The sequence below is a fragment of the Bradyrhizobium sp. 170 genome (assembly GCF_023101085.1).
Taxonomy (GTDB): Bacteria; Pseudomonadota; Alphaproteobacteria; order Rhizobiales; family Xanthobacteraceae; genus Bradyrhizobium.
Genome location: NZ_CP064703.1, coordinates 1,534,143 through 1,560,199 on the forward strand (window position 1 = coordinate 1,534,143; position 26,057 = coordinate 1,560,199).

The following is a 26,057-nucleotide window of genomic DNA, read 5'->3' on the forward strand; positions in this document are numbered from 1 at the left end:
TATGATGGACGGACTGGTCCTGCTGCACCGATGGCTCGGGGTCGCGTTCTGCCTCCTGTTCGCAATGTGGTTTGCGACCGGCATTGTCATGCACTTCGTTCCGTTTCCGTCGCTCACGGAAGCGGAACGCTTTGCCGGACTTGCCGCCGTGGACAGCGCTCGTGTGACCATCGATCCGTCGACAGCTGTCGAGGCAAGCGGCATCGAGGACGCCGCGCGCGTTCGGCTGATCCAGCGGACCGACGGGCCGGTGTACGTCGTTTCGGGGTCGTCGCAATTGCGGACGATCCGTGCATCAGATGCGACGGGTGCCGCATTGAAGAAATCTCCCGACATTGCCCTCGCTGCGGCGAGGGATCATGCAAGGCGGCGCGGCATGGATATCTCGCGCGCGTCAATCGTTGAGCTCGCAGATTATGATCAATGGAGCGTGCCGAACGGCTTCGATCGTCACCGTCCCTTGTTTCGCGTGGCGCTCAACGATGCGGCCGATACAGCAGTCTATGTGTCCTCGGTCACCGGCGAGATCGTATTGGACACGACGCGCAGCGAGAGGTGGTGGAATCTTGCGGGCAGCGTGCTGCACTGGATCTATCCCATGATGCTCCGAAGCAATTGGTCGCTCTGGGATCGCGTGGTATGGACGCTGTCGCTGCTTGCCTTGATCGGAGCGGCGCTCGGCGCGGTGCTTGGGGGCGCGCGGATCAGGATTCAGCAGGGGACTGCCGTTTCGCCCTATCATGGCTGGCATGCGCTGCATCACGTCATTGGCTTAATAGCGACAGTTTTCGTCCTGACGTGGATCTTCAGCGGCTGGCTATCCATGGATCACGGGCGGTTGTTCTCGCGTGGGCAATTGACCGACACCGAGGCTAACGCCGCCGCGTCCCCACCAGCCTGGAACAGGCTTCCGTCTACAGACTGGGGGTCAATATCGCCGTCTGCCCGAGAGATCGAATGGTTCGCCTTCAATGGGGACCGCTATCGACGCGACCGGATCGATCTCGGGAGGCAAACGCTAGTTCGAGCGGGGAGCCCGAGATCGGACGATCAATCAGGGTTCCTGGACTCGCGCGAGGTCCAAGCGTTGACCCACCGCTTGGCATTTGGTTGCGGCTTTCCAGCAATCCTTGCGGCAGATGACAACTACATGGCGTCCTCCACGATACCGGGTGCGCCTGTCTACCGTTCGGTATGCGGCAACGTGTGGTATGACATTGACGGCGCGAGCGGGAACATCTTGCAAAGATTGGACTCGTCGCGCCGCGCGTATCGCTGGCTTTACAGCGCATTACACACGCTGGATTTTCCAATCCTTGTGATTCGTCCTCGCGTCCGGAGCACTTTGATAGTCGGCCTCTGCATGTGTGGACTGCTGTTCGCAATAACTGGCATAGTTATTGGCTGGCGACGCGTGAGATACTCCGTGCTTGGGAAAGTGGTCCGTAAAGATGCTCGAGAAGTCTGATCTTCCTCGTTTCGCTGAGAACACTCAGCAACTCTAAAGTTCGCCGCGACACGCGCGTTTCTTTACTGCCAGCACCGCCGAGCTCGAACCCTCGATGTTTAGCGCGGATCTCTCCGGCGCGGCTGCATTCATCAGACGATCGAGCCGGCCGGCTCCACGGCGATCGTGCGAACAGCAGGATTAATCCGCTTCAGAGACGCTCATGTCGAGAAGGTGGCGGACGGTGCAGCCGCCGTATACCGAAGCCTTCAACTCGGGAAGATAGCGGACGACCGGCGCTTCGGGATCGAGCCGGCCTTGCCCGGTCAGGATGCCGCCGACCGTGCCGGCTATGGATTTGCTGACCGAAAATATCAGGTGCTGCGCATCGGGCGCGAGACCGTGCGCATACCACTCCGTGACGGTCCGGCCGCGATGGAGCACCAAAAAGCCGTCGACGTGGGTTGAGCGCAACGCGTCAGCGACCGTCCTCTTTTCGCCCTTCAGGTCCGCGAAGGGGATCTCGTCGAGATAGCGGGGCGACCGCGGCAGCGCTACTGGCGTGCTCGATCGCGCAATGTTCGCGGTGGGAAGCACTTCGCGAACATTCCGATAGCTCCATTCCATCTGCGGATGCTGGCGCCAGTTGGCGAGCGTGATCTGACCTTCGTCAGCCGGACAATCGACATGGTACCTTGAGCGCCAAGCATCTCTGGGAGACGAGCCTGGCGGGATCATCGCGGCGGCGGGTGTCGCAGCAATCCACCGGACGGTGGATATGAGTTGTCGCTGTCCGCCGCCCGCGCCGGGCAGTATGTCCTTTTTTGATCGCGTTTTTAAGGGGTTGGCCCGCATTTTGCTTGACTGAAAGGTGCGTCTGCCCCGTGCGCGAGACGGATGCGCTCGATGTCCGACTTTCAGAGGAAGCAAATTGGGAGGGTGGCCATGTACATGATCGCGAGTCGCTCTGATCCGGCAGCCAGTCAGGCCGTTCAATTTGCGAGAGGGATGTTCGATGCATCAGCGATGGCGTTTTACGCCGTCGATGATGGTCTTAACCACAATCGATTTCTCTTGAGCGGAATTCCGCTCGATTTTCATCGCGAATATGTTGAGCGGATGGGGCAGTTCGACCCGCTTCATCCCAAACGCGCCGCCGGAAAGCCATTTGCGTGGCTCAGCGTCATGTCAACGCAATACTCGAATGCGGAAACGGCAGCATACCGGTCATTTACCGACCAGTTCGGAATCGCCGACATGATGGAGTTTTTCTTCCGTCGAGGTGATAAGATCGTCGCCGGCATGAGCGTCATCTGGATGCCTGGATGCAAGATTCCCGACGAGGCTACAAATATCGCTGAGAAGATTCACGATTATCTCGAGTTCAACCTGGTCGGTTGCACGCCGTCGGCGAGTGAACAGGCCGCGCGCTATGGCCTGACCTCGCGCGAACTCGACGTGATCGAGCTCGTCTGCTGCGGACGGACCAACCGAGAGATCAGCGAGTGCCTTGGGATAGGCCACGCGACCGTCAAGACGCATCTCATCCACATCTTCGAGAAGCTCGGTGTGGAGACGCGCTCGGCGGTGGTCGCGCTGATGTCGAGACTGCACTGATAGGCTTGCGCGCCGTCGCGAAGCGATGGCGCCCTTCATGATCGATCATCCACCGTTCGGTTGATTGATCCGGCATGGTTGCCGGATCACGGTTCCCCTGGTGTTTCAGGGGCCGGCGTCATTCTAGCGATGTCACCGTATGTGTTGGACAGCATCCATCCGCTTGCGAGAGGACCGCTTCGTTCGAAGAACGGGAAAGCGTTCCTGTTTGCGCAAAATGCCGGACGCGCAGCGCCACGCGCGGTTTCCAGCAAATCGACGGCGTGGCAGTCCGAGGGCGCACCGCAACTCTTGCTGGACGTACGCGACCTGCGCGTAACCAGCAACGCTGGCTATCCGCTGGTCGATGGCCTTTCCTTTACACTCAACCGCGGCGAAACGTTGGCCATCGTTGGCGAGTCCGGCTGCGGAAAATCGCTGACGTCACTCGCTTTGATGGGCCTTTTGCCAGTCGGCATGTCGGTATCGCGGCACGTCGAGTTCGAGAGCGCCGATCTCCTGAAATTGGCGCCGGCCGCCATGCGCGATCTTCGCGGGGACCGCCTCGCAATGATTTTTCAGGATCCGATGACGAGCCTCAATCCAGCGCTCACCGTCGGCTATCAGATCGCAGAGGGGCTGATACGGCATCGCGGCTGCGACCGGCGCGAGGCGCGCGAACACTCGATCGAACTGCTGCGCAAGGTCAAGCTGCCCGCCGCCGAACGGCGGTTCGACGAATACCCGCATCAGCTTTCCGGCGGCATGCGCCAGCGCGTGATGATCGCAATCGCGCTGATCTGCCAGCCGGCGCTCCTGATCGCCGACGAGCCGACGACGGCCCTCGATGTCACGGTGCAGGCCCAGATCCTCCATCTGCTTGGGAGCTGAAGGACGAGCTCGGTTCGGCGATGATCTTCATCTCGCACGACCTCGGTGTCGTCGCCGAGAATGTCGACCGCGTCGTCGTGCTTTACGCCATCTGCTGGCGGAAGCGACCAAGGCGGCCTACCGGGCGCGCGACTCCTTCTTCTGCGATCCCGCCACCAGCAATATCGACAGCGCCTCGTTCCTTTCCGACGACTATATCGGCGCAATCCGCAAAAAGATCGACATGAAACGCGCCTCAACCATCGAGGCGTGGGAGGATATCGAGCACCGCGATACCGTTTATGTCACGGTTGTCGACCGCGACCTCAATGCGATTTCGCTGATCAACTCGCTGTTCTATCCGTTCGGCAGCGGCATCTATGCGCCGAAGTCCGGCGTGCTGCTGCATAACCGCGGCTGGAGCTTTCGCGCCCGGCCGGGGCATCCCAATTCGCTCGGGCCGCGCAAGCGGCCGATGCACACCATCATTCCCGGCATGATGATGCAGAACGGACGCGCGGTGATGCCGTTCGGGGTGATGGGCGGGCACTATCAGGCCACGGGCCACGCCAACCTGATCTCGAACATCCTCGACCTCGGCCTGGACATCCAGCCGCCGCGGAGGCGCCGCGATCGTTCTCGTTTGACGGCGTGCTCTCGCTGGAAACAACGATATCGGCCTCAGCCAAGGACGATCTCGCCGCGCGCGGGCACAATGTCCGCTGGTCAGAGGAGCCGATCGGCGGCTGCCAGGCGATCCGCATCGACCACGAACGCGGCGGTCTCCTCGGCGCGTCCGATCACCGCAAGGACGGGCTGGCGCTGGGTTTTTGAACTACTTGACCGCCTCTAGCCCGGCGTCGATGCCCTCGGCGATTTTTGCAACGTCCGCCGACGTCAGGATCAGCGGCGGCGACAGGATGAGGTTATTGCCCGAGACGCGAAGCATCACGCCGGCCTCGTAGGCGCCGTCCGCCACCGCCGCCATCGTCTTCTTGTCGGCCGCCTTCTTGCTGTCGCGATCGGAGACGAGTTCGATGCCGGCCATCAGCCCCTTGTAACGGACATCGCCGACGACGGCGTGCCGCGCCTTGAGCTGTTCCAGCGCCTGTCCCAGCTCCTTGCCGCGCGCAACGGCATTCTCGTCGAGCTTGAGCCGCTTGGTTTCAGCGAGCGCCGCGATCCCCGCGGCGCAGCCAACGGGGTGCCCCGAATAGGTGTAGCCGTGGCCGATCGAACCGAAAGTGGTTTGATCGGATTCAAAAGTCTCGGCGATCTTGTCATTGATCAGGGTGGCGCCGAGCGGGAAATAACCCGAAGTGATCGCCTTGGCGATCGTCATCATGTCCGGCTCCACGCCGAAAAGCCGCGCGCCCGACCAGGCGCCGGTGCGGCCAAAGCCGGTCACCACCTCGTCCGAGATCATCAGGATGCCGTGGCGGTCACAGATTTCGCGCACAAGCTTCATGAAGTTGTCAGGAGGCACGATCACCCCTCCGGCGCCGAGCACGGGCTCCATGATGAAGGCGGCGATCGTATCCGCGCCCTGGAACGCGATCTCGTCCTCCATGGCGGCCGCACAGAGCTGCGCCAGCCTGGCCGGATCGGTCTCATTAAACGGATTGCGATAGGTCCAGGGCGCCGGGATGTGGAACACGCCGGGCAGCAGCGGCTCGCAATTGCGTCGGAAGTTGGCATTGCCGTTGACCGAGGCGCCGCCGAAATGCGTGCCGTGATAGCCCTTCTTCAGTGCAAGGAATTTAGTGCGGTCCGATTGTCCCTTGATCTTCCAGTACTGCCGCGCAAGCCGCAGCGCCGACTCGACGGAATCGGAGCCGCCCGATGTGAAGAAGGCGCGCACCATCGCTTCCGGCTTGAACCATTCGGTCAGCTCGTAGGCGAGTTCGATCGAAGGGCCGTTCGAGGTGCCGCGAAACCCGGAATAATAGGGGAGCGCATCGAGCTGGTCGGCGATCGCCTTCTTGATCGGGTCGCAGCTATAGCCGAGGTTGACGTTCCACAACCCGCCAACGGCGTCGAGCAGGGTGCGCCCGCTCACGTCGGTGACGTGGACGCCTTCGCCCTTCATGATGATCCTTGGCGGATGGGCGCGCATTTCCGCCGGATGCGCCATCGGATGCCATATCGATTTGGCGTTGTTCTCGATCAGGAAATTGGTGTCGCGCATGATCTGCCTGCCATTTCTTCAAGTGAGTTCGAGGCCGAAGGGTCGGAGCGCGGCGACGTAGCCGGAGCGGGGATCGCGGACGTCGAACAGGACAGTGTGCATTCCGCACGCTTCGGCCCCATCGATGTTGCGCCGCTGGTCGTCCACGAACACGCAAGCCCCGGCGTCGAGGGACAACGCGTCGAGCACCATCTGATAGGCGCGCGGATCGGGTTTCAATAGCTTTGTGTAGGTGGCATCAATGATTGCCGCAAGCGCTGCAACAACGGCAATCTTCCACGAAATTCCGTGCCGTAGAACAAGTCGAGCTCATTCGATAGGATCGCTAGTTTGAAGCCGGTGTCCGCAACCAGTTCGATCGCCCGCTTGGCTTCGGGCCTGATCACGGCTTCCGGGTCGGCGCCACGCGCCCGTTTGACGAAGGTCGCCATGTCGTTCCAGTCTTCGCCGACCAGACGTCCCACCTCGCGGCTGCGCGTGACCAAATAGTCACGTTCCGAAATTTCGCCGCGTTGCATCGATGCCCAAAGCGGGTCGGTTTCGATCGCGAAGGGTCCGCGCCAGCGCAAGGTGCTCGGGGAAAGGCCAAGGGCGGCTTCGGTCAGTCCGTGGGTTTCGAACAGCGTCTTCGAGATGACGCCGCCGAAATCGAGCACGAGGGCTTTGGCGCGCGGAAAACTCACGCCGCGACCGATGCCCGGCCGGCCGGCACGATGCCGGCCTTGACCCAACGATCGAATATGCCGAGCACGGTGGCGTTGAATGCCGCGCTATTGATGTGGTCATTGATCTCGTGAAGCTCGACCGGCGGCTTGATGGCCGAACGCATCTCGCCGACGAAGGCGGCCAGTCCTTCCGGATCGTGCAGTGCTTCGCCTTCGCGGTCCCATTGCTGGATACCGCCGGTCGGCAGGACAAACGCCACCGGCGCCTGAGCTGAAGCAAGCTTGTCTGCAATTGCGCGCGCGATCCTGCGCCGATCGTCCGGGCGCGATGTCGCCGAGGCCAGCAGCCGGTTGTGTGCATGGTAGGGGCGTTCGAGCAGTTCCTTCGGCGTTGGCAGCCAGGCCGGAAAATCCACCATATCGATGGCGCCCGGCGCCACGATCTGCGCTATTCCGGCCTTGCCGGCGTTCTCCAGCCGATCGGCGCCGGAATTCACGACCGAGCCGGTCAATTGGTTGGCGACCTCCTGCAGGCTGAGATCGAGAATGGCAGCAAAGCCCTCCTTCGCGGCGATCGATTCCATCGCGCGGCCGCCCATGCCGGTGGTGTGAAACACCACGACCTCGCAGCCGCGCTGTTCCAGCGCAGGCTTGAGTTCGACCATGTAGCTGAGGCAGCTTTTTCCAAGCGACGTCATGGCGACGACGGGCCGGTCCGACCGCGGTTTCATCGCGCTTCTCGCAGCGCCCACGACTGCCCCGCAGCCTTGCGACAGCACGGATTTGCAGGTGCTGTTGAGCCCATAGAGACCGCCGGCCCACAGGATCATCATCAGGTCGGCCGCGATGCGCTCCGGCGGCACCAGATGCGAGTAGGCAATGGTCGAGATCACGAATTTCGGTACGCCGATCGGCAGCGCCTGCGCGACATCGAGCGCGATATCCGTCCCCATGGTGCCGCCGATCGCGAGCATGCCGTCGAAGTCGCCGCTATCGTATAAACGCCGTGCCAACCGCTTCGCCCCGAGCGCCATCAGCGACATCGCCGAATTCTCGTCGCCGCTTTCGGCGATCTTGTCGATCGTGGTCTCGGCTGCCTGCGCCACTGCGTGCTTGTCGTGATGCGGCGAGTAGGGGGGATCGCCGAGCACGCTGACATCCATCATGATGGCTTCGCCGCCGGCTGCCGCGATGCAGTCTCCGATGAAGCGCAGTTCATCCGCCTTGGTGTCGCCTGTCCCAATGACCAGGATTCGGGGATGCGCGAGTTTGGTCATGGTCGATGGATGCTCCAAAATTTTCCTCGGTTGCGCGCCGGCCGGGAGCCGCGCATCCGAACGGCCGCTCAGGCTGCGGCACAGCAAAAGTGGTAGGTCGAAAACTGGTGGCTTTCAAGTTTGCCGGCCTTGGGGCGGTCGTTGCAGCATCCACCTATCGGTTGATTGCGACGGAACGGGCCGCGAGCGCCTATTCCCGTTGCAAAAAGGTCTCTTGGCGAGAGGACGTGGGGGTGCGCAAGCCGTCTTCACGAGGCAAGTGAAGCATGCAGCAGGAGCAGATCGATCGGCTGAGAGACGTTGCGATAACGCCAAGGGAGCTCTTCATCGCGGGCACGCACGTTCGCAGCCTGCGAGGCGGACGGCTCGACGTCGTTTCTCCGATCGTCGGGCGGACGTTCACCAGCATCGCCGACGGTGGCCCCGACGATATCGACCGGGCGGTGCTCGGCGCCCGGCAGGTTTTACGAGCAGGGCGCGTGGTCGAAGGCGGCACCCTCTCACCGCAAGAAGATCCTGCTGCGGCTGGCGGAATTGACTGAAGGCCATGCGCTCGAACTCGCCGTGCTGGGGGTCCGCGACAACGGCACCGAGATCAACATGGCCTACAAGGCCGAACCGATATCAGCGGCCGGAACGATGCGCTTCTACGCCGAGGCGGTCGACAAGGTCTATGGCGAGATCGCGCCGACCGGGCGGGATGTTCTTGGCCTGATCCATCGCGAACCGCTCGGCGTGATCGGCGTTATCGTACCCTGGAATTTCCCGTTGATGATCGGCGCCTGGAAGATCGCGCCGGCGCTTGCGACCGGCAACTCGGTCGTGGTCAAACCGCCCGAGCTCGCTTCGCTGACGCTGCTTCGGCTGGCCGAGCTTGCCAGCGAAGCCGGTCTTCCGGATGGCGTGCTGAATGTTGTCACCGGCCGGGGGACAACGGCCGGCGAGGCGCTTGCGCTTCACGGCGACGTCGATGCCATTGCCTTCACCGGGTCGGGCGCGGTCGGCAGGCGGTTGCTCGAATACTCCGCGCGGTCGAACCTCAAGCGCGTCTATCTCGAGCTCGGCGGCTAGTCGCCCAACATAGTCTTTGCCGATGTGCCCGATCTCAAGCAGGCGGCCAAGGTGTCCGCCAACGGCATCTTCCGTAATTCGGGACAGGTCTGCGTCGCCGGATCGCGGCTGATCGTGCAATCCTCGATCCACGACCGCTTCATGGACGAGTTGTTGAGCGTGACCACTTCGCTCCGGGTTGGCGATCCCCTGCGCTTGCGTCCTGACATCGGCGCGGTGGCGAGCGAAGCCCAGTTGCAACGCAGCCTCGGTGCAGTGGAGCTTGCCGAGCGTGAGGGTGCGAAGCGGCTGACCGGCGATGAGCGGATTCTTCGCGACACCGGCGGGACCTTCGTGTCGCCGGCGATCTTTGCCGACGTCTCGCCTGAAATGACGTGGTCGCGCGAGGAGGTGTTTGGACCGGTGCTTGCGGTCACGCGGTTTGACAGCGAGGACGAGGCCGTGCGGCTTGCGAATTCCACCAGCTATGGGCTGGCGTCGGCGGTGTGGACCGGCAGCCTGTCGACTGCGCACCGCATGGTGCGCGCCATCAACGCGGGCGTCGTGCACGTCAACACCTATGGCGGTGCCGACATCACCGTGCCGCTCGGCGGCTTCAAGCAATCGGGATTCGGACGGGACAAGTCGTTGCACGCGCTCGACGAATATTGCGACCTCAAGACCGCCTGGATTGCGCTGTGATGAACGCCGCAAAGCTGGACATGCTGATCGCGCGCGAACAGGAACGTTTCCTGAAGCTGCATCCGCGCTCGGCCAGGGCGTGGGAGGAGGGCAAGCAGCATTTTCTTTATGGCGGCCCCTCGCACTGGATGCGGCGCTGGGCCGGCGGGTTTCCCTGCTATGTTGAGGAAGCCAATGGCGCGCATATCCGCGATATCGACGGGCATGACTATGTGGACTTTTGCCTCGGCGACACCGGCGGCATGTGCGGTCATGCCCCCGAGGCCGTCACCCGGGCCGCACTGCGCCAGCTAAGCCGCGGCGCGACAATGATGTTGCCGACCGAAGACAGCCTCTGGGTCGGCGCCGAACTCTCCCGCCGCTTCGGCCCGCGGTACTGGACGCTGACGACGTCGGCGACCGACGCCAACCGCGGCGCGATCCGCATCGCGCGAATGATCACGGGGCGGCCGAAAGTCCTGGTGTTCTCCGGCTGCTATCACGGCGGCATCGAGGAGGCCCATATCGAGATCCGCGACGGCCGCGTCGGCATGCGCAACTCGATCCATCCGAACGGCGTCGACCACGCCGCTGTCAGCCGGATCGTCGAATTCAACGATGTCGAGGGCCTGGAGAGGGCGCTGTCGCACGGTGACGTCGTATTGGCCGATCCCCTGATGACGAACTTCGGGATGATCCCGGTCGCGCCCGGCTTCCACGAAGCGCTGCGCGATATCACACGCCGTACCGGCACCGTCCTGATCATCGACGAGACCCATACATTGTCCTGTGGGCCCGGCGGTTTTACGCAGCTTCACGGCCTGGAGCCCGACATTCTCGCCGCCGGCAAGGCGATTGCCGGCGGCATTCCCGCGGGCATTTTCGGCCTCAACGCCGAGATCGCCGAACGAATGTGGAAACTCATACCCCTTGCCAACCCGCGACAACGCCAGTCCGCCCATCTCGGCATCGGCGGCACGCTGGCCGGCAATGCGCTTACGGTCGCAACCATGCGCGCGGTGCTCGAGAGCGTACTGACGGCGGAAAACTACCAGCGCATGATTGCCAACGCGACGCGGCTTGCCGGGCAGTCCGCAGCCTCATCGCCAACCAGCGTCTGCTTTGGCATGTCACCCAGATCGGCGCCCGCGCCGAGATCATGTTCGTGCCGGAGCCGCCGCGAAACGGTGCCGACGTGATTGCTCATCGAAACAGCGATCTCGAAACGCTGCTTCACGCCTTCTACATGAACGAAGGCATTCTGGTGACGCCGTTCCACACCATGTTGTTGATGTGTCCGGCGACGACGCCTGACGATATCGAGAAGCATACAAGGGTGTTTGAACGCTTCATCGTCCTCTTGCGCGAGGCCGGTCTGGCCTGAAGGCGGAGTTGCAATGGCTCGATGCTCATGACATCAGCCCCTTTCGACCTGTCGGGAAGAGTAGCGCTGGTGACCGGTGGCGGGACGCGGCATTGGCGCCGCTATCGTCACCCGCTTCGCCGAGGCCGGAGCGACGATGGTGATCGCGAACCGCACGAGGGATGTTGCTGCTGCGGAACTGGTCAGGCAACTCGAGGCGTGCAACCTCCGTGTGCATGACGTTCCCTTCGACGGGCTGGATCGGGCAGGCCTGCATGCACTGGTGGGTCAGGCCGCAAGCCGGCACGGCCGCCTCGACATCGTGGTCCACAACGCGGGAGGATGCCTGTGGTCGTCGCTCGAAGAGCTTGACGAGGAAAAGCTCGATGCGACCCTGGCACTCAATCTCAATGCATGCTTCTGGCTGGCGCAGGCCGCCATTCCGCACATGCGGGCGAACGGTTCGGGAGAATCCTGGTGACGTCGTCGGTTTCGGCCCGGGTCGCGATGGGAGGCGGCACCCATTACTCGGCCGCGAAGGCCGGCGTGAACGCGTTCATTCGCGGCGCGGCATTTGAGCACGCCCGAGATGGCATCACCGTGAACGGCGTCGAAGCCGGCTTCATCGCAAAGCCCGGCCGCGGTACCCTGAGCACGCCGGAGAACATGGCGCGGATCGGACGGTTTATTCCGGTCGGATCGATGGGCGAGGCCGACGACATCGCCTACGCCATGGTCTATCTCGCGTCGGAACAGGCGAAATATGTGACAGGCCAGACGATCCTCGTCGATGGCGGCTCGACGCTGCCGGAAACCGGATTTGCCGTCGAGCAGCAATGGGGGATCGAATGAGCAGTCGTCTTGCAGGGCGCATCGCCCTGATCACGGGTGCTGCGACCGGAATCGGACGCGCATCGGCCGAATTGTTTGCACGCGAAGGTGCCCGCATTGTTCTGTTTGGCCTGGGCGGTCCGGCGCTGGATGATGCCGCCAGTGCGGCCGGTGGAACTGCCGTACATGGCGATGTGACGAACGAAGCGGATATTGCCGCGGCCATCGGAACGTGCGGCGAAAGACTTGATATCGTGCTCAACGCCGCCGGCTTGATCATTCCGGATGAACCGGAAACCGTGATGGACGAGACCTGGACGACAATGTTCGACGTCAAGCTGACGGGAACGATGAGAGTCTGCCGCGCTACCCTTCCGCTGCTCAGGCAGCGGGGCGGAGCGATCGTGAACATCGCCTCCGTTGCGGCGTTCAATTCGAGCCCGGACAGCGTGAGCTATGCGACGAGCAAGGCGGCGGTCGTGTCCTACACGCGCTCGCTCGCCTTTGCCCACGGTGGCGACGGAATTCGCGCCAATGCCGTTGCTCCGGGATGGGTGCGGACGCCGATGAGCGAGCATGAAATGCGGCTTCTCGCGGAAAAAAAAGGCAGTACACCAGAAGACGAATTCAGGGTGTTAAGGGAGCGAATCGCATTGCGCAGGATTGCCGAGCCATCGGAGATCGCATCCTGCTGTCTGTTTCTAGCATCCAACGAAGCCTCTTTCATCACCGGAGCGGTGCTGATCGCTGACGGCGGTGGCCGGGCGCCGACGCAGAGCTGGGCCGTGTGAAGCCACGGGCAAAGCCGAAGGGACGCAAGCACCGGTGGCGGCCGCCTATCATCAGCGCTCGTAGCTTGCGGGATCCGGGCTGTCCGACGGATTTGCAAATGCCTTGCCGCAGAACCGCCGACATGAGCGTATTGAAGTTGAGCCCGTTCGGCGGGACCGGCGATTCGAGCCACTTTTTGTAGAGCGCCTCGATCTCCGGGCTGCGGTAAAGCTCCGCAGTCGTACGATCTGCCACTGCCTTGAAGGCTGCGTCGTCCTTACGCAGCATGGTCCTATAGGGTTCGGCCTTTGAAAAAGTTTTGTCGCTGATGATATAGGCAGACGGGTCCTTCGACCTGGCGATCGCGACGGCAAGCTGCACGTCATCGAGGACGTAGGCCACGGCGGCGCCGGCGATCGACGGCATTCCGCCGGCGAGTGCCGCCATTGTGGCCGCCTCGAGCTTGAGAACCTGACGGCGATCGAGCGTGGGTTCGGTCATGGCAATTCTCCCGAAGTCAGGTGGTCGCGTCGATGGCGTGGAAAACAAGCGAAGCGGAATAGACGTCGGGCAACAGCGCGAGCTGGTTGAGCGTGGTGCCGAGCGCGCCGGCATCCGGCGAATCGACCACGACGACGAGCTTGCCCTTGGGATCGCGGCCGTAGATTTCGCATCCCTCCAGGGTCAGGATTGCAGCTTCCACGTCTGCGAGGCGCTCCGGGCGGGCCTGCACCAGAATGCTGGCGATCTCGCCGCCGGGCGGCGCCACCACGCGATCCGGATTGAGCAGACGGCCCGTAACAAGGGCCCGACGATCGATCCGCGCTATGAGGTCTGGCACGTTTTTCTCCCTGAAGAGCTGCAACTACCGCGTGGGAGGGCCGGGGGGCCCGGCCATCATCTGGTAGATCCAAACGGCGAGGGCGTAGCTGCCGACGGTCGCGACCGCAAAGGCCGGCAAAAGCACGGCAGTCAGAAATAGAGACGCGAATTTTTCCATGCGCCTGCGGCGCGGCCTTCCGCCTCCTGTCGTCGCTTGCGGCCGACATGCTGAATCTCGTTTGCGATTTGATGGCTGGATCATTGGCGGCATCGGTGCCGCTGCCCGCGTCAACGCTAGAAGAAGTATCGCTCGCTGCTTTGATCTAGATCAATCCGGCCCGAGTTCGCCGTTTCCGCAGTGCGAAATCGGGGGCGTTTTGCCGCGCCTCGGAATCGAGGCCGTCGCAGCGAATTTCCTCGGTATCTAGCCAAATTCGGCCCGTTGCTCACGGGCCGAAGCTGACGAATGCATCACGCCTTCTGACCCAGTTCGTCGATTGCCGCCGTGTTGGGGCAGTACTCGTCATACCGTTGGGCGAGGGTGCCGGCGTCGAGGTCGTGGTTGCACAGGGCCTTCCGCTCGCATGCAGAGCAGACGCGGACCATGTCACGTTGCAGGACAGGCTGGGTCCGCGACAGGGTCGCTTCGTCGATGCCCAGGACTTTCAGGAGCCTCGGCAACTCATCGCTCGCATGTGGTCCCTGCCGGACAACGGCATCGAGCTCGGCAGGACTCACACAAAGGTCCCGCGCAATACGTGCGAAATCCCCGCTATTCATATCGCGAAGTTCACGCATCTCGCGCTGATGCTGGAGCCAGTCGCCGAACAGATTAATGACGTTTTCGACGATCGGGTATGTCTTGATCTCGGTTGTCATGGCGCGCTCCCTAACGTGCTGAAACCGGCCGAGCATGAACGTATGGCCGCGCTGAGTCGTTGCGGTAGATCAAATGGCATGAAGGTGTGTACGCTTGCCTCCTCTCAATTCCTTATTGACGCCATACGCGCCAGTGCGTCGGATGAATCAGCACGGGCTGGTCGGCCCAGACGTTGAACCACATGGCCTCGCGCTTGCGGCAGGGAAATGCCCAGGGGCGCAAGCGGCCATCATGAATTCGAGCAACACGTCGGATCCATCGTCCGCTCCCTGCAAACACACCTGGAGCCGCGCCTCCTGACGAGCGCGCCATGACATGCACCGTTTCCTAGAACTTGCCGCCTTCTATTCCGCGGCATTTCAATCGCCCGTCATTGCCCTTGTCCTGACATCGCTCATCATCGAAATGACGCGGGGGCCGAACATGGCCTATCTCGCCGTGCTCGGTGCGAGCCGGGGCTGCCTCGCCGGATTCTCCGCCGTCCTTGGCGTCGCGCTGGGACTGGCGCTGCTCGGCATCGCGGTCGGGCTTGGTGCGGGATCGCTGATCCTCAACAATCCTGTTCGCTTACGAAACCCTGCGCTGGGCCGGCGCGATTTACCTTTTCACCTCGATGCAGTTGGCGTTCAGGCGTTCATTGTCAACCAGCCGTTCAGCCAGCACCATCGCCTGCGACGGACCATTCGATTGGACATCGACTTGGCGCTGCAGGCACTTGAAGCTGTGGCCGTCCGAATTCAGGATATCCTTATAGAACGAGACGCGATAATTGTTCATTCTCGACTCCTAGCCGTGTGCGTTGCGCATTGTCGCGTACAGATGGAGACATAGGCAGGCGGCCTGCCTCAGGCGTCCATGTCTGCCAGACGTTGGCGGTTGCGCAGCACGATTTGACGGGCACTCGAAAACACCAGGACGCCCTGATCGTTGAGCTGCGACAGCGCGCGCGACACGGTTTCCAGCGTCAGGCCGAGATAATCGCCGATATCGCGGCGGCACATCGGCAGCGCCATCATACCGGTCTTGGCGAGCCGGCGGTCCATTTCCAGGAGGAACGTCGCAACCTTCTCCATCGCGGTCTTGCGGCCGAGCAACAGCATATGATCTTCCGCGTGCCTGAGATCGCTTGCGGTCATGATCCAGAGATTGTGGGCGACCCTGACGTTGGATCCCGCGGCGGCTTCCAGGCTGCGGCGCTTCACCAGGCGGACGGTGGTATCGGAGATGGCTTCCGCCGTCAGGCGATGGGAGGTGCCGGGATCGAGGCCGAAGACGTCGCCGGCCAGATGGAATGCGCCGATCTGGCGCCGTCCGTCGTTCAGCAGCTTGTAAGTACGAACCGCACCCCGGATTACCTGATAGACGTACTCGGCAAGTTCGCCTTCGCCGTAGATTTCCTCGTCCTTGCGGTAGGAGAATTCGGTCGCGACCACACCCGAGCAACTGGCGATGACGCTGAACTGGTCGGCCGACGGAGGTACCGGGCTGCGCGGGGCGTTGAGAACGTGGGCTGCCGGCGCGGTGATCGTCTGGGTATGCATGTCGCCATCTCCTCGATGCGGGATGGCTTGGTTTATCGAGGAGATCTGTTCGGCGATATTTCGGACGATATCCTAAGGGGGTCTACTTACGGGGTTTTACGGGTGCCGCGTCTCGCCTGATTATTCAGGACTGGCCCGTCGCGGAGCCCGGATTGATGGCGTTTCGAATACATTCCACCAAATTGTCTTCGAGATTGGGCTTGAGGAGGACCTGAAGCACCCCGGCAGAGCTGGCCTTCGCCGAAATGCTCCCGTGTGGATAACCCGTAATCATGACGATCGGCGTGCTGATGTCGAGGCCGCGCAGTCGCTGGGCAAGTTCCAAACCGTCGATCCCTGCCATCTTGTAATCCACGACGAGGCAATCCGCGCCCTGCGGGATCGAAGATTCCAGCAACGCGGACCCGCTGCGGAAGGTGCGGACCTCGAAGCCCTCGGTCTCCAGCAAAAACCGCAGCGACTTCAGGACGTCGTGGTCATCGTCGACGACGTAAATCAGCGATTTTTTGGGGGACGGGCCAGTCTCGGAACGGCCGAATGTGTGATGGGTATGCTGCATCAGTGCAGGATAGCCAGTCCGCCCACGCCCATATTGACTTGGCTCAATCGTCGACGATCCCGGCCCGGATCGCAAACCTGACCAATTCCGAAAGGTTAGCCGCCTGCATCTTGGTCATGACGTTGGCCCGATAGACCTCCACCGTGCGAGGGCTGATATCGTATTCCCTGGCAATCACCTTGTTCGATTGGCCGCTCACCAGGCCCTGCATCACCTGCCGCTCCCGCTGGGTGAGGGACGCGACTCGTGCGGCCATGTCGGCCGTCAGCGCTTCGCTCTTCGCGCCGCCTTCATTCTGCGAGAGCGCGGTCTCGATCATCCCGATCAGCCGGTCATCCTCGAACGGCTTTTCGAGAAAGTCGAGCGCGCCAAGCTTCATGGCTTCGACGGCGAGCGGCACGTCGCCATGGCCGGTCATGACGATGATCGGAAGCTTTCGGACGCTGGAGGCTCCATTGAGTTGACGCAGCAATTCCATGCCGTCCATGCCCGGCATCCTTATATCCGTGACCACGCACCCGGCCTCCAGCTTCGGATGCTCGCTCAGAAAAACCTGCGCGGAATCGAACAGGCGCACGCTGTAGCCGGCCGAGCCGAGCAGGAAATCCAGCGAGTCGCGCATCGCCGCATCGTCATCGATGACATAAACCTTACCGCCCATCAGTCACATCCTTGGCAGCACCGGCGGGCAGCGTGAAACGAAATGTTGCACCGCCGGCTTGATTTGTTTCGGCCCACATCCGGCCGCCATGGGTCTCTATGATTGTCCGGCTGATCGAAAGGCCGACGCCCATGCCTGTCTCCTTGGTGGTGAAAAACGGCTGAAACAGGTTCACATGGGTGTCGCTGCCGAATCCATGTCCGGTGTCCGATATGGCAATTTCAATCATATCGTCCGCTACCTTGGCGTTGGAAGCGATCAGCTCGCGGTGGATCGAATTGGCCATCGCTTCCAGCGCATTGCGGAAGAGGTTGACCAGGACCTGCTGGATCTGGACCCTGTCGGCAAGCACCAGGTCGCAGGCCGGGTCGAGGTTGAAGCGCAGCAATACCCCCTGTTCGCGAGCACCGGTAAGCCCGAGCGCGCCGGCTTCCTCGGTCAGCTTCGAAAGGCTCTCGACGCGCTTCTCCGATGCCTCGCGCCCGACGAAGGTGCGCAGTCGCCGGATGATGTCACCGGCCCGGATGGCCTGTTCCGCGGCACGGTCGAGCGCGGCCTCGATCTTCGGCGCGTTGACGTCGGTGCTGTCCGCGAGCAGGCGGCGTAATCCCTTCATGTAGTTGCTGATAGCTGAAAGCGGCTGATTGAGTTCGTGGGCCAGCGCGGACGCCATCTCTCCCATCGCGCTCAAGCGCGACACGTGAACCAGTTCGGCTTGCAGTTCCTGCAGCCTTGCCTGGGTCTGCTGCTGCTCGGTGAGGTCGCGCACAAAGCCTGTGAAGTAAGGTTTCCCGGCCGATTGCATCTCGCCGATGGTGAGATGCATGGGAAATGTGGTGCCGTCCTTGCGCATCCCGGTCACGATGCGGCCGATGCCGATGATGCGGCGTTCACCTGTCTTCAAATAGCGGGCGAGATAGCCGTCATGGCGGCTGCGATCCGGCTCCGGCATCAGCTGGCTGATATTTTTCCCGATCGCTTCAGGTTCGGTGTAGCCAAATTGCCGTTCGGCGGCGCTCGAGAAAAACTGCATGATGCCGTGCTCGTCAATCACGATCATGGCATCGGGGACCGTGTCCAGGATCGAACGGAAGTGCCGCTCGCGTATCCTTAACTCATCCTCGAAACGCTTCTCACGATCGATGTCGATCATCACACCGCTGAGCCGGGCAGGGGCACCATCCGGGCCGGCTAAGATGGCGCCGAGCGCGCGCACCCAATGACCCGCATCCGCATGCCGGTGCACCCTGTATTGAATATCGAAATTGCACCCGGTTTCGATCGATTGCTGCATCGCCTTCGCGGTGCGATCGCGATCCTGCAAATCAAGCAGGGAGAGGAAATTGTCGTAATCGATCGGCATGTCAGGTGCGACGCCGAAAAGCTTCCTTGTGGTGTTGGACCAGGTCAATTCCCGGGTCGAAAACTCAAAATCCCAGGTGCCGACGCCGGATCCCTCGGCCCCGCTGCGCACGTTCTGGTCGAGCGGATCCTGACTGCGAAAGGGTCGGTCGACGTCTATCATGCCTTGCCTCGAACCATTCCATGCACGCCGGAAATCGTGTCCGATTATTGGGAACGCGGCGAATTATCACTAGCGTTTATCTTATTGAGAGAAAAGGCAATATCCACGAGCTGTATTGCTCCCCGGGTATCGCAAAGCCGGGTTTGCTCGTAACGGCGAAAGCTCTCCGTCTTGATCTAGGTCAGGTTCGATCTGGAATCGTTTTCTAAGGTGCAGCTCTGTGGGCAGCACGCCCATTCGGCATTTCGACCCAAAGGGTGGAGCAGGATATGAACTACAAAACCGTCATGGTCAGTCTGGCGCTGGACCGTCCCAATGATGCCTGTCTCGCGGTGGTAGGGGATCTGGCCGAGCGATTCGGGGCGCGAATGATCGGCATTGCGGCCTCGGACGTCAAGGCGCCATTGTATTTTGCAGATGGCGGCTAGGCGCAGAAATTCCTCGATGAGGCCACGGCCGTTCGAAGGCGGTTGTCGGAGCTTGAGGCGCAATTCCGTACTGCGGTCGGGAAGCGCGCCAAGTCGGTGGAGTGGCGTTCCGTCCAGGCGATGCCAGTCCCTTACGTCGTGCACCAGGCCAGGGCCGCGGACATCCTCGTGGTAGGTGCGCGCAGCGAGGCCATTGTCGACCCCTGCGCTGCTGCGGATCCCAGCGCACTTTTGATCAAGGCCGGCCGTCCGATCATCGTCGTGCCTCCTGCGGTGGAATGGTTCGATTTCAGAAGCGTGCTGGTGGCCTGGAAGGATGTGAGGGAGGCGCACCGGGCAATACTCGATGCGCTGCCGATTCTTGCCACTGCAAAAGACATTACGGTTGCAGAAATCAGGGCGCCCATCGCGCCGATGCGTTGTTACATGTTGCGGACGTGGCGGCGTGGCTGCTTGGCCACGGTATCGTTGCGAGCACCGTGGTTCCGGAGTCAGCAGCCGGGGTGACGGAACAGCTTGATAGGATTGCGGCTGACGTCGGCGCTAGCGTTGTCATTGCCGGTGCGTATGGCCACTCACGGTTCAGCGAGTGGATTCTCGGGGGCGTGACGCGACATCTCACCAACCCATCGAACCGCTGCTCCCTGCTGTCACACTGAACTTGATTTCAATCAATACCGCCGGCTGACGGTCTGATTGAATCGCACAGAATTTCGATTGAGGATCGCATCTTGGATAGTTTCATCGATCAGGTTGTTGCAGACCATATGACGGGCAAAGTCACGACGGTCGTGCGCGGCCTTACACTGCGCGAACTCGGCGATCTCTTTGAACGAGAAGACTTCAATACCTACCCGGTTGAGGAAAACGGGCAGGTCGTAGGGCTTGTCTCGAAGTTCGACCATCTTGCCTGCTTTGTCTTTACTCCGGCCCGCATGATGCCGCGTTACGACGATCTGATGAAGCGGACGGTCAACGATATCATGACCTCGGATTTCATCTATGTCGGGACGGATACCGGGCTGACCAGGGTGCTTCAGCTCATGGTCGATCATCGCATCCGCAGCATGCCGGTGATCGACGGTGATCAGCGGCTTGCGGGCATCATCTCTCGCGAAGACGTGATGCGGGCGTTGCAGCGAAGTGTCGGCGGCAAGGTGCAACGCGCTCTCTAAGTGTGCTTCCTGCCAAGGACCATCCATGCAAGCGACTATCCGGATGGAACCAAAGGTCACCTAGCTAACTCATAAAGTGCTGGCCGTTCCGGCAGCGCCTACACCGCCGAGCTCGGCTCGATGAAAATGCGCGAGGAGTTCGACGCGTTGTCGACCATGGGGCTGGATCCGATCGAGCTCCTGATGCTGCCCCGGATCATCGCGCTTGCCTGCGCGCTGCCGATCCTTAGTTTCATCGGCTCGATGGCCGCACTTTATGGCGGCGACCTGATCGCGTGGTTCTATGGCGGCATGGGGCCGGCGATCTTCATTGCGCGATTGCACGAGGCCATATCCGTCACGCATTTCGAGGTGGGCATCATCAAGGCGCCGTTCATGGCGCTGGTGATCGGCATCGTCGCCTGTAGCGAGGGTTTGCGGGTGAAGGGGAGTGCCGAGTCGCTCGGTAAGCAGACCAACACCTCGGTGGTTCAGTCGATCTTCCTGGTGATCGTGCTCGATGGGTTGTTTGCGGTGTTCTTTGCATCGATCGGAATGTAGCGATGCAGGAAGCGGACGGACAGTTTGCGATACGCGTGCATGACCTTGTGGTCGGCTTCCGTCGCCATGTCGTGATCGATCATCTTGATCTCGATGTGCGCCGGGGGAGATCCTCGGCCTGGTCGGCGCTTCCGGCGGCGGCAAGTCGGTGCTGATGCGCACCATCATCGGCCTCATTCCGCGGCAGGAAGGCGAGATCGAGGTGATGGGGGCGACAATTGGTGGCAACCATGACCGCACCTCGCGAAGCGCCGCCGGGCGATGGGGCATCCTATTTCAGCAAGGCGCGCTGTTTTCCTCGCTTACCGTGCGGCAAAACATCCAGTTTCCGTTGCGCGAAAATCTCATGCTGTCGGATGAACTGATGGACGAGATCGCCACCGCCAAGCTCGAAATGGTCGGGCTCAGCCGGAGGACGGCGACAAGTTTCCGTCCGAATTATCCGGAGGCATGACCAAGCGGGTGGCGCTGGCGCGTGCGCTCGCACTCGATCCCGCGATCGTGTTTCTCGACGAGCCGACTTCGGGCCTCGATCCGATTGCGGCGGGCGATTTCGATGCCCTGATTAAGACATTGCAGAAAACACTAGGGCTGACGGTGTTCATGATCACCCATGATCTTGCCAGTCTGAATACCGTTTGCGACCGCGTCGTGGCACTCGCCGACGGCAAGATCGTCGCCATCGAGCCGATGCGCGAACTGCTCCAATCCGCATCCGTGGGTGCGGGCCTATTTCCAGGGCAAGCGTTCCCAGATGCTGCAATCCAAAGCGAGCTAGACCATGGAAACCCGCGCTCCCTTCGTCGTTGTCGGCGCCTTCGTGCTGGCGGCGATCGCCGCCGTATTTGGCTTCATCTACTCGCTGCACAATGCCGGTGGTCTCGGTCCGCGCGCGACCTACCACGTCCAGTTCGAAGGCTCGGTGCCCGGGCTGTTGGTTGGCGCTGCGGTGCTGTTCAACGGCATCCGCGTCGGCGAAGTCTCCGAGCTCGGTCTCGCGCCGGGTAAACCGCGCGGCGTCAATGCGACCATTTCGGTGGCTTCGACGGTAGCGGTACGCGCCGACACCAAGGTCGGTCTGGAATTCCAGGGCCTGACTGGCGTTCCCGTTATCACGCTGGAAGGCGGTATGCTGGTTGCCAATACCGGCAAGGTGCCGACGCTTATTGCCGACCCCGGTGCCGGGCAGGGCATGTCGCAGGCTGCCCGTGACGCGCTGCGCAAGGTGGATTCGGTGCTGACGGAGAATTCCGGCGCGCTGAAGGACACCATCGCCAATTTCAAGTGTTTTCGGAAGGCCTTGCCCGCAACGCCGGCAAGCTCGACGGCATCGTCGCCGGCCTCGAACGTATGACCGGCGTGACCGCGCCGCCGGTAAAGATCACCTATGATTTGCGCGCCCTGCAAAATCAGGGACCGGCGGGCAAGACGGTGAACGTGCAATGGGCGATCCCGGAGCCCACGGCGGTCGCAGACCCAGCGATTTCTTTTCTCGCCGGCACAGGACCATCCAGGGTTTGCCGAAGCGATGTGGGCCGATTCGCGTCCAAAACTGTTGCAGGCAAGGCTGATCGAGAGCTTTGAGAACTACGACCTCGCGCATGCGCCGCTGTGCATGGCGGACATAGGCCAAACCAAATTCCAGCTTGTGATCGACGTCCGCCGGTTCCGTACTGTGGTCGATGCGAAGCCTTCAGCCGAACCGCTTTGTCGGCGAGGATCATACAAGAGCGGTAAGGTCGTCGCGGCACGCCTGTTCGAGGAAAGTGAGAAGTTCGACCAGGTAGAGCCGCCAGAAGCCGCCGCTGCGTTCAGCGATGCATTCGGCCGGATTGCGAAGAACGTGATCGCCTGGACGGTGGCGGCTTTGTAGAAAGCTATTCCAGCGTCTTCAGATACGACAACAGGTCGTGAATCTGGTCGGGATCGAGCTGGAACTCCGGCATGGTCGGATGCCCGGTCTGGATGCCCTCGGCGAGCGACTCAGCCAAATTCTCTATCGGATAGCGCTTGTGCAATATCCGGAACGGAGGCGCTATCTTTAGCGGGCTTTGGCCCACGCGGTCGACGGCGTGACATCGTGCACAATTATTGAGTGCAAATGTCTTGCCGCGCTGTTCGTCAGGTGAAGCGGCGAGGGCCGGCGTCAACGCGATGAACGCAAAAGCGATAGGCCTCAAAATTCGTTCGATCATTGCAGCGTCCACTCTGGCGGGTTTCCAGACATCGACGGCACAGTGCAGGTTTATTCGAGAACCCAATTGATCTCGATCAACTGGCCTGCCGTGGATCCTTTAAAATGGAACGCGTCTCAGCGGTCGTTGAGTAGCCGGCCTATGACCGCGGGATGCAATTGCCGGTCGGTCGAATGGACAGAGAACATGATCCGAACTATCTCGCCATTACGCGCCAATTTCGGTCGTTGCACGGCCTGCGCTGTACGGTCGCTCAGCATCTGCGGCGCGCTTGACGAGACAGATCTTGTCGAATTCGAGCGAATAGCCCGCCAGGTTCATTTGGCGCCCAGCGAAGCGCTGTTCTCTGCGGGCCAGGTTGCCAGCTCGGTTCACAATCTGACCGCGGGTGTTGCGCGTCTGTACAAGCTGCTGCCAGATGGGCGGCGGCAGGTAATCGGATTTGCACTGCCGGGAGATTTTCTCGGCACCATGCCATCTATTCGCTACAGCTATTCGGCGGACGCGATTAAGCGTGTTTCGGCGTGTCGCTTCCCCGTGGATGCCTTTAAACATTTTATCGAGCAGCGGCCACACTTTCTGCTCCGGATCAACGAATTCGCGTCACGCGAACTGATGCTGGCGCAGCAACAGATGCTGCTGTTGGGGCGGCGCACGGCGGAGGAGAAGGTCGCAGCCTTCCTGGTCGGCTGGCGGGCGCGGCTGGCCCATATCGGCGACGAGCGGCAAACTGTTTCCTTGCCTATGAGTCGGCAGGATATCGCGGACTATCTCGGGCTGACGATCGAGACGGTGAGCCGGACGTTGACCCGATTCGAGCGCGAAAAGATGCTTGTTATCGTCAGCGGAGGCGTGCGCCTGCTCGATTGCCCACGTGCCGAGGCGATGGCCGCGGCGTGAAACCATCTTAAGCGGTAACCCATCTATTTGATTCAGCGCAAAGACGATTTGCGTGAAGCAGGCATTGTTCCTCCATCACAAGGAGATCACCTATGCCCGCTGATTCCATGCTCGTTGCCGCAGGCGTTGTCCTGATGTTCGTCGTCTTTGCTGCCGTTCTGGCGTGGGGCGATTTTCAGACCCGCCCCAAGCAATTGGCCCAACAGACTGACGCCAGGCGCCGGCCTTTCTGACCCGAGGCATCCGGTCAAGTAGTCTGGCGAAGAGAGCCCTGCCGTGAACGATATTGTACGCCGTTATGCCCGATTGCAGGTGCCGCGATATACGCCCTACCCGACGGCGGCCGAATTCACGCCGGCGGTGGCGTCCGCGGACCAGCAACGCTGGTTGCGCGATCTGGATATGGCCGAGGCCGTCTCGGTCTATCTGCATGTGCCGTATTGCCGCGAACTCTGCCTCTATTGCGGTTGCAATACCAAGAAGGCGCTGCGCGAGGACGTCGGCGGCGCCTATCGCGCGGCGCTGGAGCACGAGATTGTGCTGGTCAGCGACAATCTGACAGCGTCGGTTCACATTGCGCGACTGCACTGGGGTGGGGGAACGCCCAGCATTCTGGGGGCCGAGGGTCTCGCATCCGTGATGGCAGTCCTGCGCCGGCATTTCGTTCTTGAACCCTGTCTCGAGCACGCCATCGAGCTCGATCCCCGCTGTGTGACGTCGTTGCTGGCGGGCAGCCTGAATGAGCTTGGTATCAACCGCGTCAGTCTGGGCGTGCAGGACGTCAATCCAATGGTGCAGGCGGCGATCGGCCGGTGGCAGCCGATGCAGGATGTCACCGCGGCCGTTTTGCGGCTGTGGGCTGCCGGCATCGGCAATCTGAATTTGATCTACGGATTGCCGCTGCAGACCGTCGCCTCGCTCCGCAAGACCTGCGAGATCGTCGCGATGCTCTCGCCGGATCGCATCGCCTGCTACGGCTACGCCCACATGCCGCGTCTCAAGGCCAATCAGCGGCTTATCGATGAGAAGATGCTTCCCGGTGCGGAGGAGCGTATCGACCAGGCCGAGGCCATCGCCGAGGAATTCCAGCGCCACGGCTTTCTGAAGATCGGCATCGATCATTTTGCAAAACCGGGTGATGCGCTGGCGCGGGCCGCGGCGTCGGGACGGCTGCATCGCAATTTCCAGGGCTATACCGACGACAGCAGGGAAACCCTGATCGGCTTCGGCGCGTCTTCGATTTCGCGGTTCAGGGACGGATATGTCCAGAATATCTCCGACGTTCCAAGCTATGTTCGTGTCATTGCGGATGGCCGCCTGGCGGCGGCGCGCGGTTGTCGGGTCGATGCCGCCGAAAAGCAGCGCGCCAATACAATCGAAAGCCTGATGTGCGCGTTTCGGGCCGACCTCGACGTCACCGCGCCGGCAATGGAATTTACGGAAGAAATTGCCTCGCTGCGGCCTTTGGTAGACGACGGCTTGGTACGCATTGAAGGCCGCGTCGTGACGGCGACCGATACCGGCCGTCAGGTGGTACGGGTCATCGCGGCAGTATTCGATCCGCACACGCGCACGGATGCGGCGCGTTTCAGCAAGGCGGCGTGACCCGCGCAGCCGGCTTGACTTCGATCAAGGCAATCCCCGTCCGAACTAGCATTGCTGCGGGATCATCATCCTGGAGACCTCCCATGACGAATGCTTTCGGCCAAACAGGCAAGTTGCGCGGATTCAGTGTTCTGACCGCATGGGCAAAGTCCGTCGCCGCCAGTTTTTCCCGCGCGAACGAGCTGCGCGGCATGGACCGCGCCGAGTTCGAGCAGATTGCGCGAGATCTGAATCTGTCGCCCCCGGAGCTTTACGGGCTTTTGACGGGGTGTCGGGTCTCCGCTGACGCGCTGGATGAATGCCTGGCAGCGGAACTCGAGGCATCTCCGCAGCTTGCGAAGCGACTGCGTAAGATCGAACGGAAGCATCGTGCAGCCCTACGGATGTCCGTCCCGATCGCTCCGTGTTGCTGACGTTTTGACAGCTTTTTCCCCAGCGCTCTCGCAAATTCGCCGGAGTTTGACCTTGATCAATTCGATGACGCCCC

At 61.6% G+C, this 26,057-nt stretch carries 22 protein-coding genes and 10 pseudogenes; 19 read left to right on the forward strand and 13 right to left on the reverse strand.

The annotated features are described in order from the left end of the window. Position 1: 1 nt before the first annotated feature. The gene (locus tag IVB05_RS07345) at positions 2–1,468 is read left to right on the forward strand and encodes a PepSY domain-containing protein (protein ID WP_247783737.1); all 1,467 of its coding nucleotides are present in this window, start codon (positions 2–4) and stop codon (positions 1,466–1,468) included. A gap of 180 nt (positions 1,469–1,648) precedes the next feature. Here the strand turns inward: IVB05_RS07345 and IVB05_RS07350 are convergent, their stop codons facing one another. Further along, positions 1,649–2,074, reverse strand: coding sequence for a serine hydrolase domain-containing protein (locus tag IVB05_RS07350; RefSeq protein WP_247783738.1), 426 nt, complete (start codon positions 2,072–2,074; stop codon positions 1,649–1,651). Between the two features lie 318 nt (positions 2,075–2,392). On the opposite strand from IVB05_RS07350, the gene IVB05_RS07355 reads away from it, so the two are divergent. The 3 genes and pseudogenes from IVB05_RS07355 to IVB05_RS07365 all read left to right on the forward strand — a co-directional run. Then, on the forward strand, positions 2,393–3,064 hold the full coding sequence (locus IVB05_RS07355) for a helix-turn-helix transcriptional regulator (protein ID WP_247520403.1): 672 nt from the start codon (positions 2,393–2,395) through the stop codon (positions 3,062–3,064). 309 nt (positions 3,065–3,373) lie between these two features. After that, positions 3,374–4,023 (forward strand): annotated as a pseudogene (locus IVB05_RS07360) (ABC transporter ATP-binding protein); the annotation flags it as partial. Next, positions 4,023–4,747 (forward strand): annotated as a pseudogene (locus IVB05_RS07365) (gamma-glutamyltransferase); the annotation flags it as partial. The pseudogenes IVB05_RS07360 and IVB05_RS07365, both read left to right, overlap by 1 nt. Before the next feature lies 1 nt (position 4,748). Here IVB05_RS07365 and IVB05_RS07370 read toward each other — a convergent pair. The 3 genes and pseudogenes from IVB05_RS07370 to IVB05_RS07380 all read right to left on the reverse strand — a co-directional run bounded on the left by IVB05_RS07370 (position 4,749) and on the right by IVB05_RS07380 (position 8,043). Beyond that, the gene (locus IVB05_RS07370; RefSeq protein ID WP_247783739.1) at positions 4,749–6,101 is read right to left on the reverse strand and encodes an aspartate aminotransferase family protein; all 1,353 of its coding nucleotides are present in this window, start codon (positions 6,099–6,101) and stop codon (positions 4,749–4,751) included. An 18-nt stretch (positions 6,102–6,119) separates the two neighbouring features. Continuing rightward, positions 6,120–6,784 (reverse strand): annotated as a pseudogene (locus tag IVB05_RS07375) (HAD-IA family hydrolase). Beyond that, complete coding sequence (locus tag IVB05_RS07380; protein ID WP_247520400.1) at positions 6,781–8,043, reverse strand: Tm-1-like ATP-binding domain-containing protein; 1,263 nt, start codon at positions 8,041–8,043, stop codon at positions 6,781–6,783. The pseudogene IVB05_RS07375 and the gene IVB05_RS07380 overlap by 4 nt, the downstream one beginning before the upstream one ends. 266 nt (positions 8,044–8,309) lie before the next feature. Between IVB05_RS07380 and IVB05_RS07385 the strand changes: the two are divergent. The 5 genes and pseudogenes from IVB05_RS07385 (at position 8,310) to IVB05_RS07405 (ending at position 12,759) form a co-directional block, all read left to right on the forward strand. After that, positions 8,310–9,795: pseudogene (locus tag IVB05_RS07385) on the forward strand (aldehyde dehydrogenase). Continuing rightward, a complete protein-coding gene (locus IVB05_RS07390) occupies positions 9,795–10,973 on the forward strand; it encodes a transaminase (protein ID WP_247783740.1) in 1,179 nt (392 codons plus the stop codon). Before IVB05_RS07385 ends, IVB05_RS07390 begins: the two are co-directional and overlap by 1 nt. After that, the gene (locus IVB05_RS07395; RefSeq protein WP_247783741.1) at positions 10,970–11,158 is read left to right on the forward strand and encodes a hypothetical protein; all 189 of its coding nucleotides are present in this window, start codon (positions 10,970–10,972) and stop codon (positions 11,156–11,158) included. Before IVB05_RS07390 ends, IVB05_RS07395 begins: the two co-directional genes overlap by 4 nt. 136 nt (positions 11,159–11,294) lie before the next feature. After that, positions 11,295–11,989 (forward strand): annotated as a pseudogene (locus IVB05_RS07400) (SDR family oxidoreductase). After that, on the forward strand, positions 11,986–12,759 hold the full coding sequence (locus IVB05_RS07405; RefSeq protein ID WP_256473218.1) for an SDR family oxidoreductase: 774 nt from the start codon (positions 11,986–11,988) through the stop codon (positions 12,757–12,759). Before IVB05_RS07400 ends, IVB05_RS07405 begins: the two are co-directional and overlap by 4 nt. 51 nt (positions 12,760–12,810) lie before the next feature. On the opposite strand, the pseudogene IVB05_RS07410 reads toward IVB05_RS07405, so the two are convergent. The 4 genes and pseudogenes from IVB05_RS07410 to IVB05_RS07425 all read right to left on the reverse strand — a co-directional run. Next, positions 12,811–13,144, reverse strand: a pseudogene (locus IVB05_RS07410) (transporter substrate-binding domain-containing protein); the annotation flags it as partial. Between the two features lie 112 nt (positions 13,145–13,256). Beyond that, on the reverse strand, positions 13,257–13,580 hold the full coding sequence (locus IVB05_RS07415; RefSeq protein ID WP_247520396.1) for a chaperone NapD: 324 nt from the start codon (positions 13,578–13,580) through the stop codon (positions 13,257–13,259). A gap of 24 nt (positions 13,581–13,604) precedes the next feature. Next, positions 13,605–13,823, reverse strand: a complete 219-nt coding sequence (locus IVB05_RS43470) for a periplasmic nitrate reductase, NapE protein (protein ID WP_256467463.1) — start codon at positions 13,821–13,823, stop codon at positions 13,605–13,607. Between the two features lie 209 nt (positions 13,824–14,032). Then, positions 14,033–14,440, reverse strand: a complete 408-nt coding sequence (locus IVB05_RS07425) for a hypothetical protein (protein WP_247520394.1) — start codon at positions 14,438–14,440, stop codon at positions 14,033–14,035. Positions 14,441–14,864: 424 nt separating this feature from the next. Here IVB05_RS07425 and IVB05_RS07430 point away from each other — a divergent pair, with 424 nt between their 5' ends. After that, positions 14,865–15,272, forward strand: coding sequence for a hypothetical protein (locus IVB05_RS07430; RefSeq protein ID WP_247783743.1), 408 nt, complete (start codon positions 14,865–14,867; stop codon positions 15,270–15,272). Between the two features lie 14 nt (positions 15,273–15,286). Here IVB05_RS07430 and IVB05_RS07435 read toward each other — a convergent pair whose 3' ends face one another. The 4 genes from IVB05_RS07435 to fixL form a co-directional block, all read right to left on the reverse strand. Then, positions 15,287–15,982, reverse strand: a complete 696-nt coding sequence (locus tag IVB05_RS07435; protein WP_247783744.1) for a helix-turn-helix domain-containing protein — start codon at positions 15,980–15,982, stop codon at positions 15,287–15,289. Positions 15,983–16,106: 124 nt separating this feature from the next. Then, on the reverse strand, positions 16,107–16,541 hold the full coding sequence (locus tag IVB05_RS07440) for a response regulator (protein ID WP_247520392.1): 435 nt from the start codon (positions 16,539–16,541) through the stop codon (positions 16,107–16,109). 43 nt (positions 16,542–16,584) lie between these two features. Further along, entirely contained in the window at positions 16,585–17,202 is a 618-nt protein-coding gene (gene fixJ / locus IVB05_RS07445; protein ID WP_247520391.1) for a response regulator FixJ, read from the reverse strand. Further along, positions 17,192–18,727 carry a sensor protein FixL gene (fixL, locus tag IVB05_RS07450; protein ID WP_247520390.1) on the reverse strand — a complete coding sequence of 512 codons (1,536 nt, stop codon included), beginning with the start codon at positions 18,725–18,727 and terminating at the stop codon, positions 17,192–17,194. The genes fixJ and fixL overlap by 11 nt, the downstream gene beginning before the upstream one ends. Positions 18,728–18,996: 269 nt before the next feature. Between fixL and IVB05_RS07455 the strand changes: the two are divergent. The 5 genes and pseudogenes from IVB05_RS07455 (at position 18,997) to IVB05_RS07475 (ending at position 22,743) form a co-directional block, all read left to right on the forward strand. After that, a pseudogene (locus tag IVB05_RS07455) lies at positions 18,997–19,814 on the forward strand (universal stress protein). A 72-nt stretch (positions 19,815–19,886) separates the two neighbouring features. After that, positions 19,887–20,330 (forward strand): CBS domain-containing protein, encoded by a 444-nt coding sequence (locus tag IVB05_RS07460; RefSeq protein ID WP_247520389.1) that lies wholly within the window; start codon positions 19,887–19,889, stop codon positions 20,328–20,330. Between the two features lie 78 nt (positions 20,331–20,408). Beyond that, positions 20,409–20,870: pseudogene (locus IVB05_RS07465) on the forward strand (ABC transporter permease); the annotation flags it as partial. Between the two features lie 2 nt (positions 20,871–20,872). Then, a pseudogene (locus IVB05_RS07470) lies at positions 20,873–21,648 on the forward strand (ATP-binding cassette domain-containing protein). 3 nt (positions 21,649–21,651) lie between these two features. After that, positions 21,652–22,743: pseudogene (locus IVB05_RS07475) on the forward strand (MlaD family protein). 4 nt (positions 22,744–22,747) lie between these two features. Here IVB05_RS07475 and IVB05_RS07480 read toward each other — a convergent pair. Then, positions 22,748–23,065 carry a cytochrome c gene (locus IVB05_RS07480; protein ID WP_247783745.1) on the reverse strand — a complete coding sequence of 106 codons (318 nt, stop codon included), beginning with the start codon at positions 23,063–23,065 and terminating at the stop codon, positions 22,748–22,750. A gap of 186 nt (positions 23,066–23,251) precedes the next feature. Between IVB05_RS07480 and IVB05_RS07485 the strand changes: the two genes are divergently transcribed. The 4 genes from IVB05_RS07485 to IVB05_RS07500 all read left to right on the forward strand — a co-directional run bounded on the left by IVB05_RS07485 (position 23,252) and on the right by IVB05_RS07500 (position 25,983). Then, complete coding sequence (locus IVB05_RS07485; RefSeq protein ID WP_247520387.1) at positions 23,252–23,965, forward strand: Crp/Fnr family transcriptional regulator; 714 nt, start codon at positions 23,252–23,254, stop codon at positions 23,963–23,965. A gap of 92 nt (positions 23,966–24,057) precedes the next feature. Continuing rightward, the gene (locus IVB05_RS07490) at positions 24,058–24,198 is read left to right on the forward strand and encodes a hypothetical protein (RefSeq protein ID WP_247520386.1); all 141 of its coding nucleotides are present in this window, start codon (positions 24,058–24,060) and stop codon (positions 24,196–24,198) included. 43 nt (positions 24,199–24,241) lie between these two features. Continuing rightward, entirely contained in the window at positions 24,242–25,570 is a 1,329-nt protein-coding gene (hemN, locus tag IVB05_RS07495; protein ID WP_247520385.1) for an oxygen-independent coproporphyrinogen III oxidase, read from the forward strand. An 83-nt stretch (positions 25,571–25,653) separates the two neighbouring features. Further along, the gene (locus IVB05_RS07500) at positions 25,654–25,983 is read left to right on the forward strand and encodes a hypothetical protein (RefSeq protein WP_247520384.1); all 330 of its coding nucleotides are present in this window, start codon (positions 25,654–25,656) and stop codon (positions 25,981–25,983) included. Positions 25,984–26,057 lie beyond the last annotated feature (74 nt).

Excerpts from the sequence above, each read along its gene's own strand:
- IVB05_RS07485 (WP_247520387.1), top strand. The coding sequence starts at position 23,252 with ATGATCCGAACTATCTCGCCATTACGCGCCAATTTCGGTCGTTGCACG.
- IVB05_RS43470 (WP_256467463.1), bottom strand. The coding sequence starts at position 13,823 with ATGATCCAGCCATCAAATCGCAAACGAGATTCAGCATGTCGGCCGCAA.
- IVB05_RS07405 (WP_256473218.1), top strand. The coding sequence starts at position 11,986 with ATGAGCAGTCGTCTTGCAGGGCGCATCGCCCTGATCACGGGTGCTGCG.
- IVB05_RS07390 (WP_247783740.1), top strand. The coding sequence starts at position 9,795 with ATGAACGCCGCAAAGCTGGACATGCTGATCGCGCGCGAACAGGAACGT.
- fixL (WP_247520390.1), bottom strand. The coding sequence starts at position 18,727 with ATGATAGACGTCGACCGACCCTTTCGCAGTCAGGATCCGCTCGACCAG.
- IVB05_RS07345 (WP_247783737.1), top strand. The coding sequence starts at position 2 with ATGATGGACGGACTGGTCCTGCTGCACCGATGGCTCGGGGTCGCGTTC.
- IVB05_RS07480 (WP_247783745.1), bottom strand. The coding sequence starts at position 23,065 with ATGATCGAACGAATTTTGAGGCCTATCGCTTTTGCGTTCATCGCGTTG.
- IVB05_RS07435 (WP_247783744.1), bottom strand. The coding sequence starts at position 15,982 with ATGCATACCCAGACGATCACCGCGCCGGCAGCCCACGTTCTCAACGCC.
- IVB05_RS07490 (WP_247520386.1), top strand. The coding sequence starts at position 24,058 with ATGCCCGCTGATTCCATGCTCGTTGCCGCAGGCGTTGTCCTGATGTTC.
- fixJ (WP_247520391.1), bottom strand. The coding sequence starts at position 17,202 with ATGGGCGGTAAGGTTTATGTCATCGATGACGATGCGGCGATGCGCGAC.
- IVB05_RS07350 (WP_247783738.1), bottom strand. The coding sequence starts at position 2,074 with ATGGAATGGAGCTATCGGAATGTTCGCGAAGTGCTTCCCACCGCGAAC.
- IVB05_RS07355 (WP_247520403.1), top strand. The coding sequence starts at position 2,393 with ATGTACATGATCGCGAGTCGCTCTGATCCGGCAGCCAGTCAGGCCGTT.
- IVB05_RS07500 (WP_247520384.1), top strand. The coding sequence starts at position 25,654 with ATGACGAATGCTTTCGGCCAAACAGGCAAGTTGCGCGGATTCAGTGTT.
- IVB05_RS07380 (WP_247520400.1), bottom strand. The coding sequence starts at position 8,043 with ATGACCAAACTCGCGCATCCCCGAATCCTGGTCATTGGGACAGGCGAC.
- IVB05_RS07430 (WP_247783743.1), top strand. The coding sequence starts at position 14,865 with ATGGCCTATCTCGCCGTGCTCGGTGCGAGCCGGGGCTGCCTCGCCGGA.
- IVB05_RS07370 (WP_247783739.1), bottom strand. The coding sequence starts at position 6,101 with ATGCGCGACACCAATTTCCTGATCGAGAACAACGCCAAATCGATATGG.
- IVB05_RS07425 (WP_247520394.1), bottom strand. The coding sequence starts at position 14,440 with ATGACAACCGAGATCAAGACATACCCGATCGTCGAAAACGTCATTAAT.
- IVB05_RS07440 (WP_247520392.1), bottom strand. The coding sequence starts at position 16,541 with ATGCAGCATACCCATCACACATTCGGCCGTTCCGAGACTGGCCCGTCC.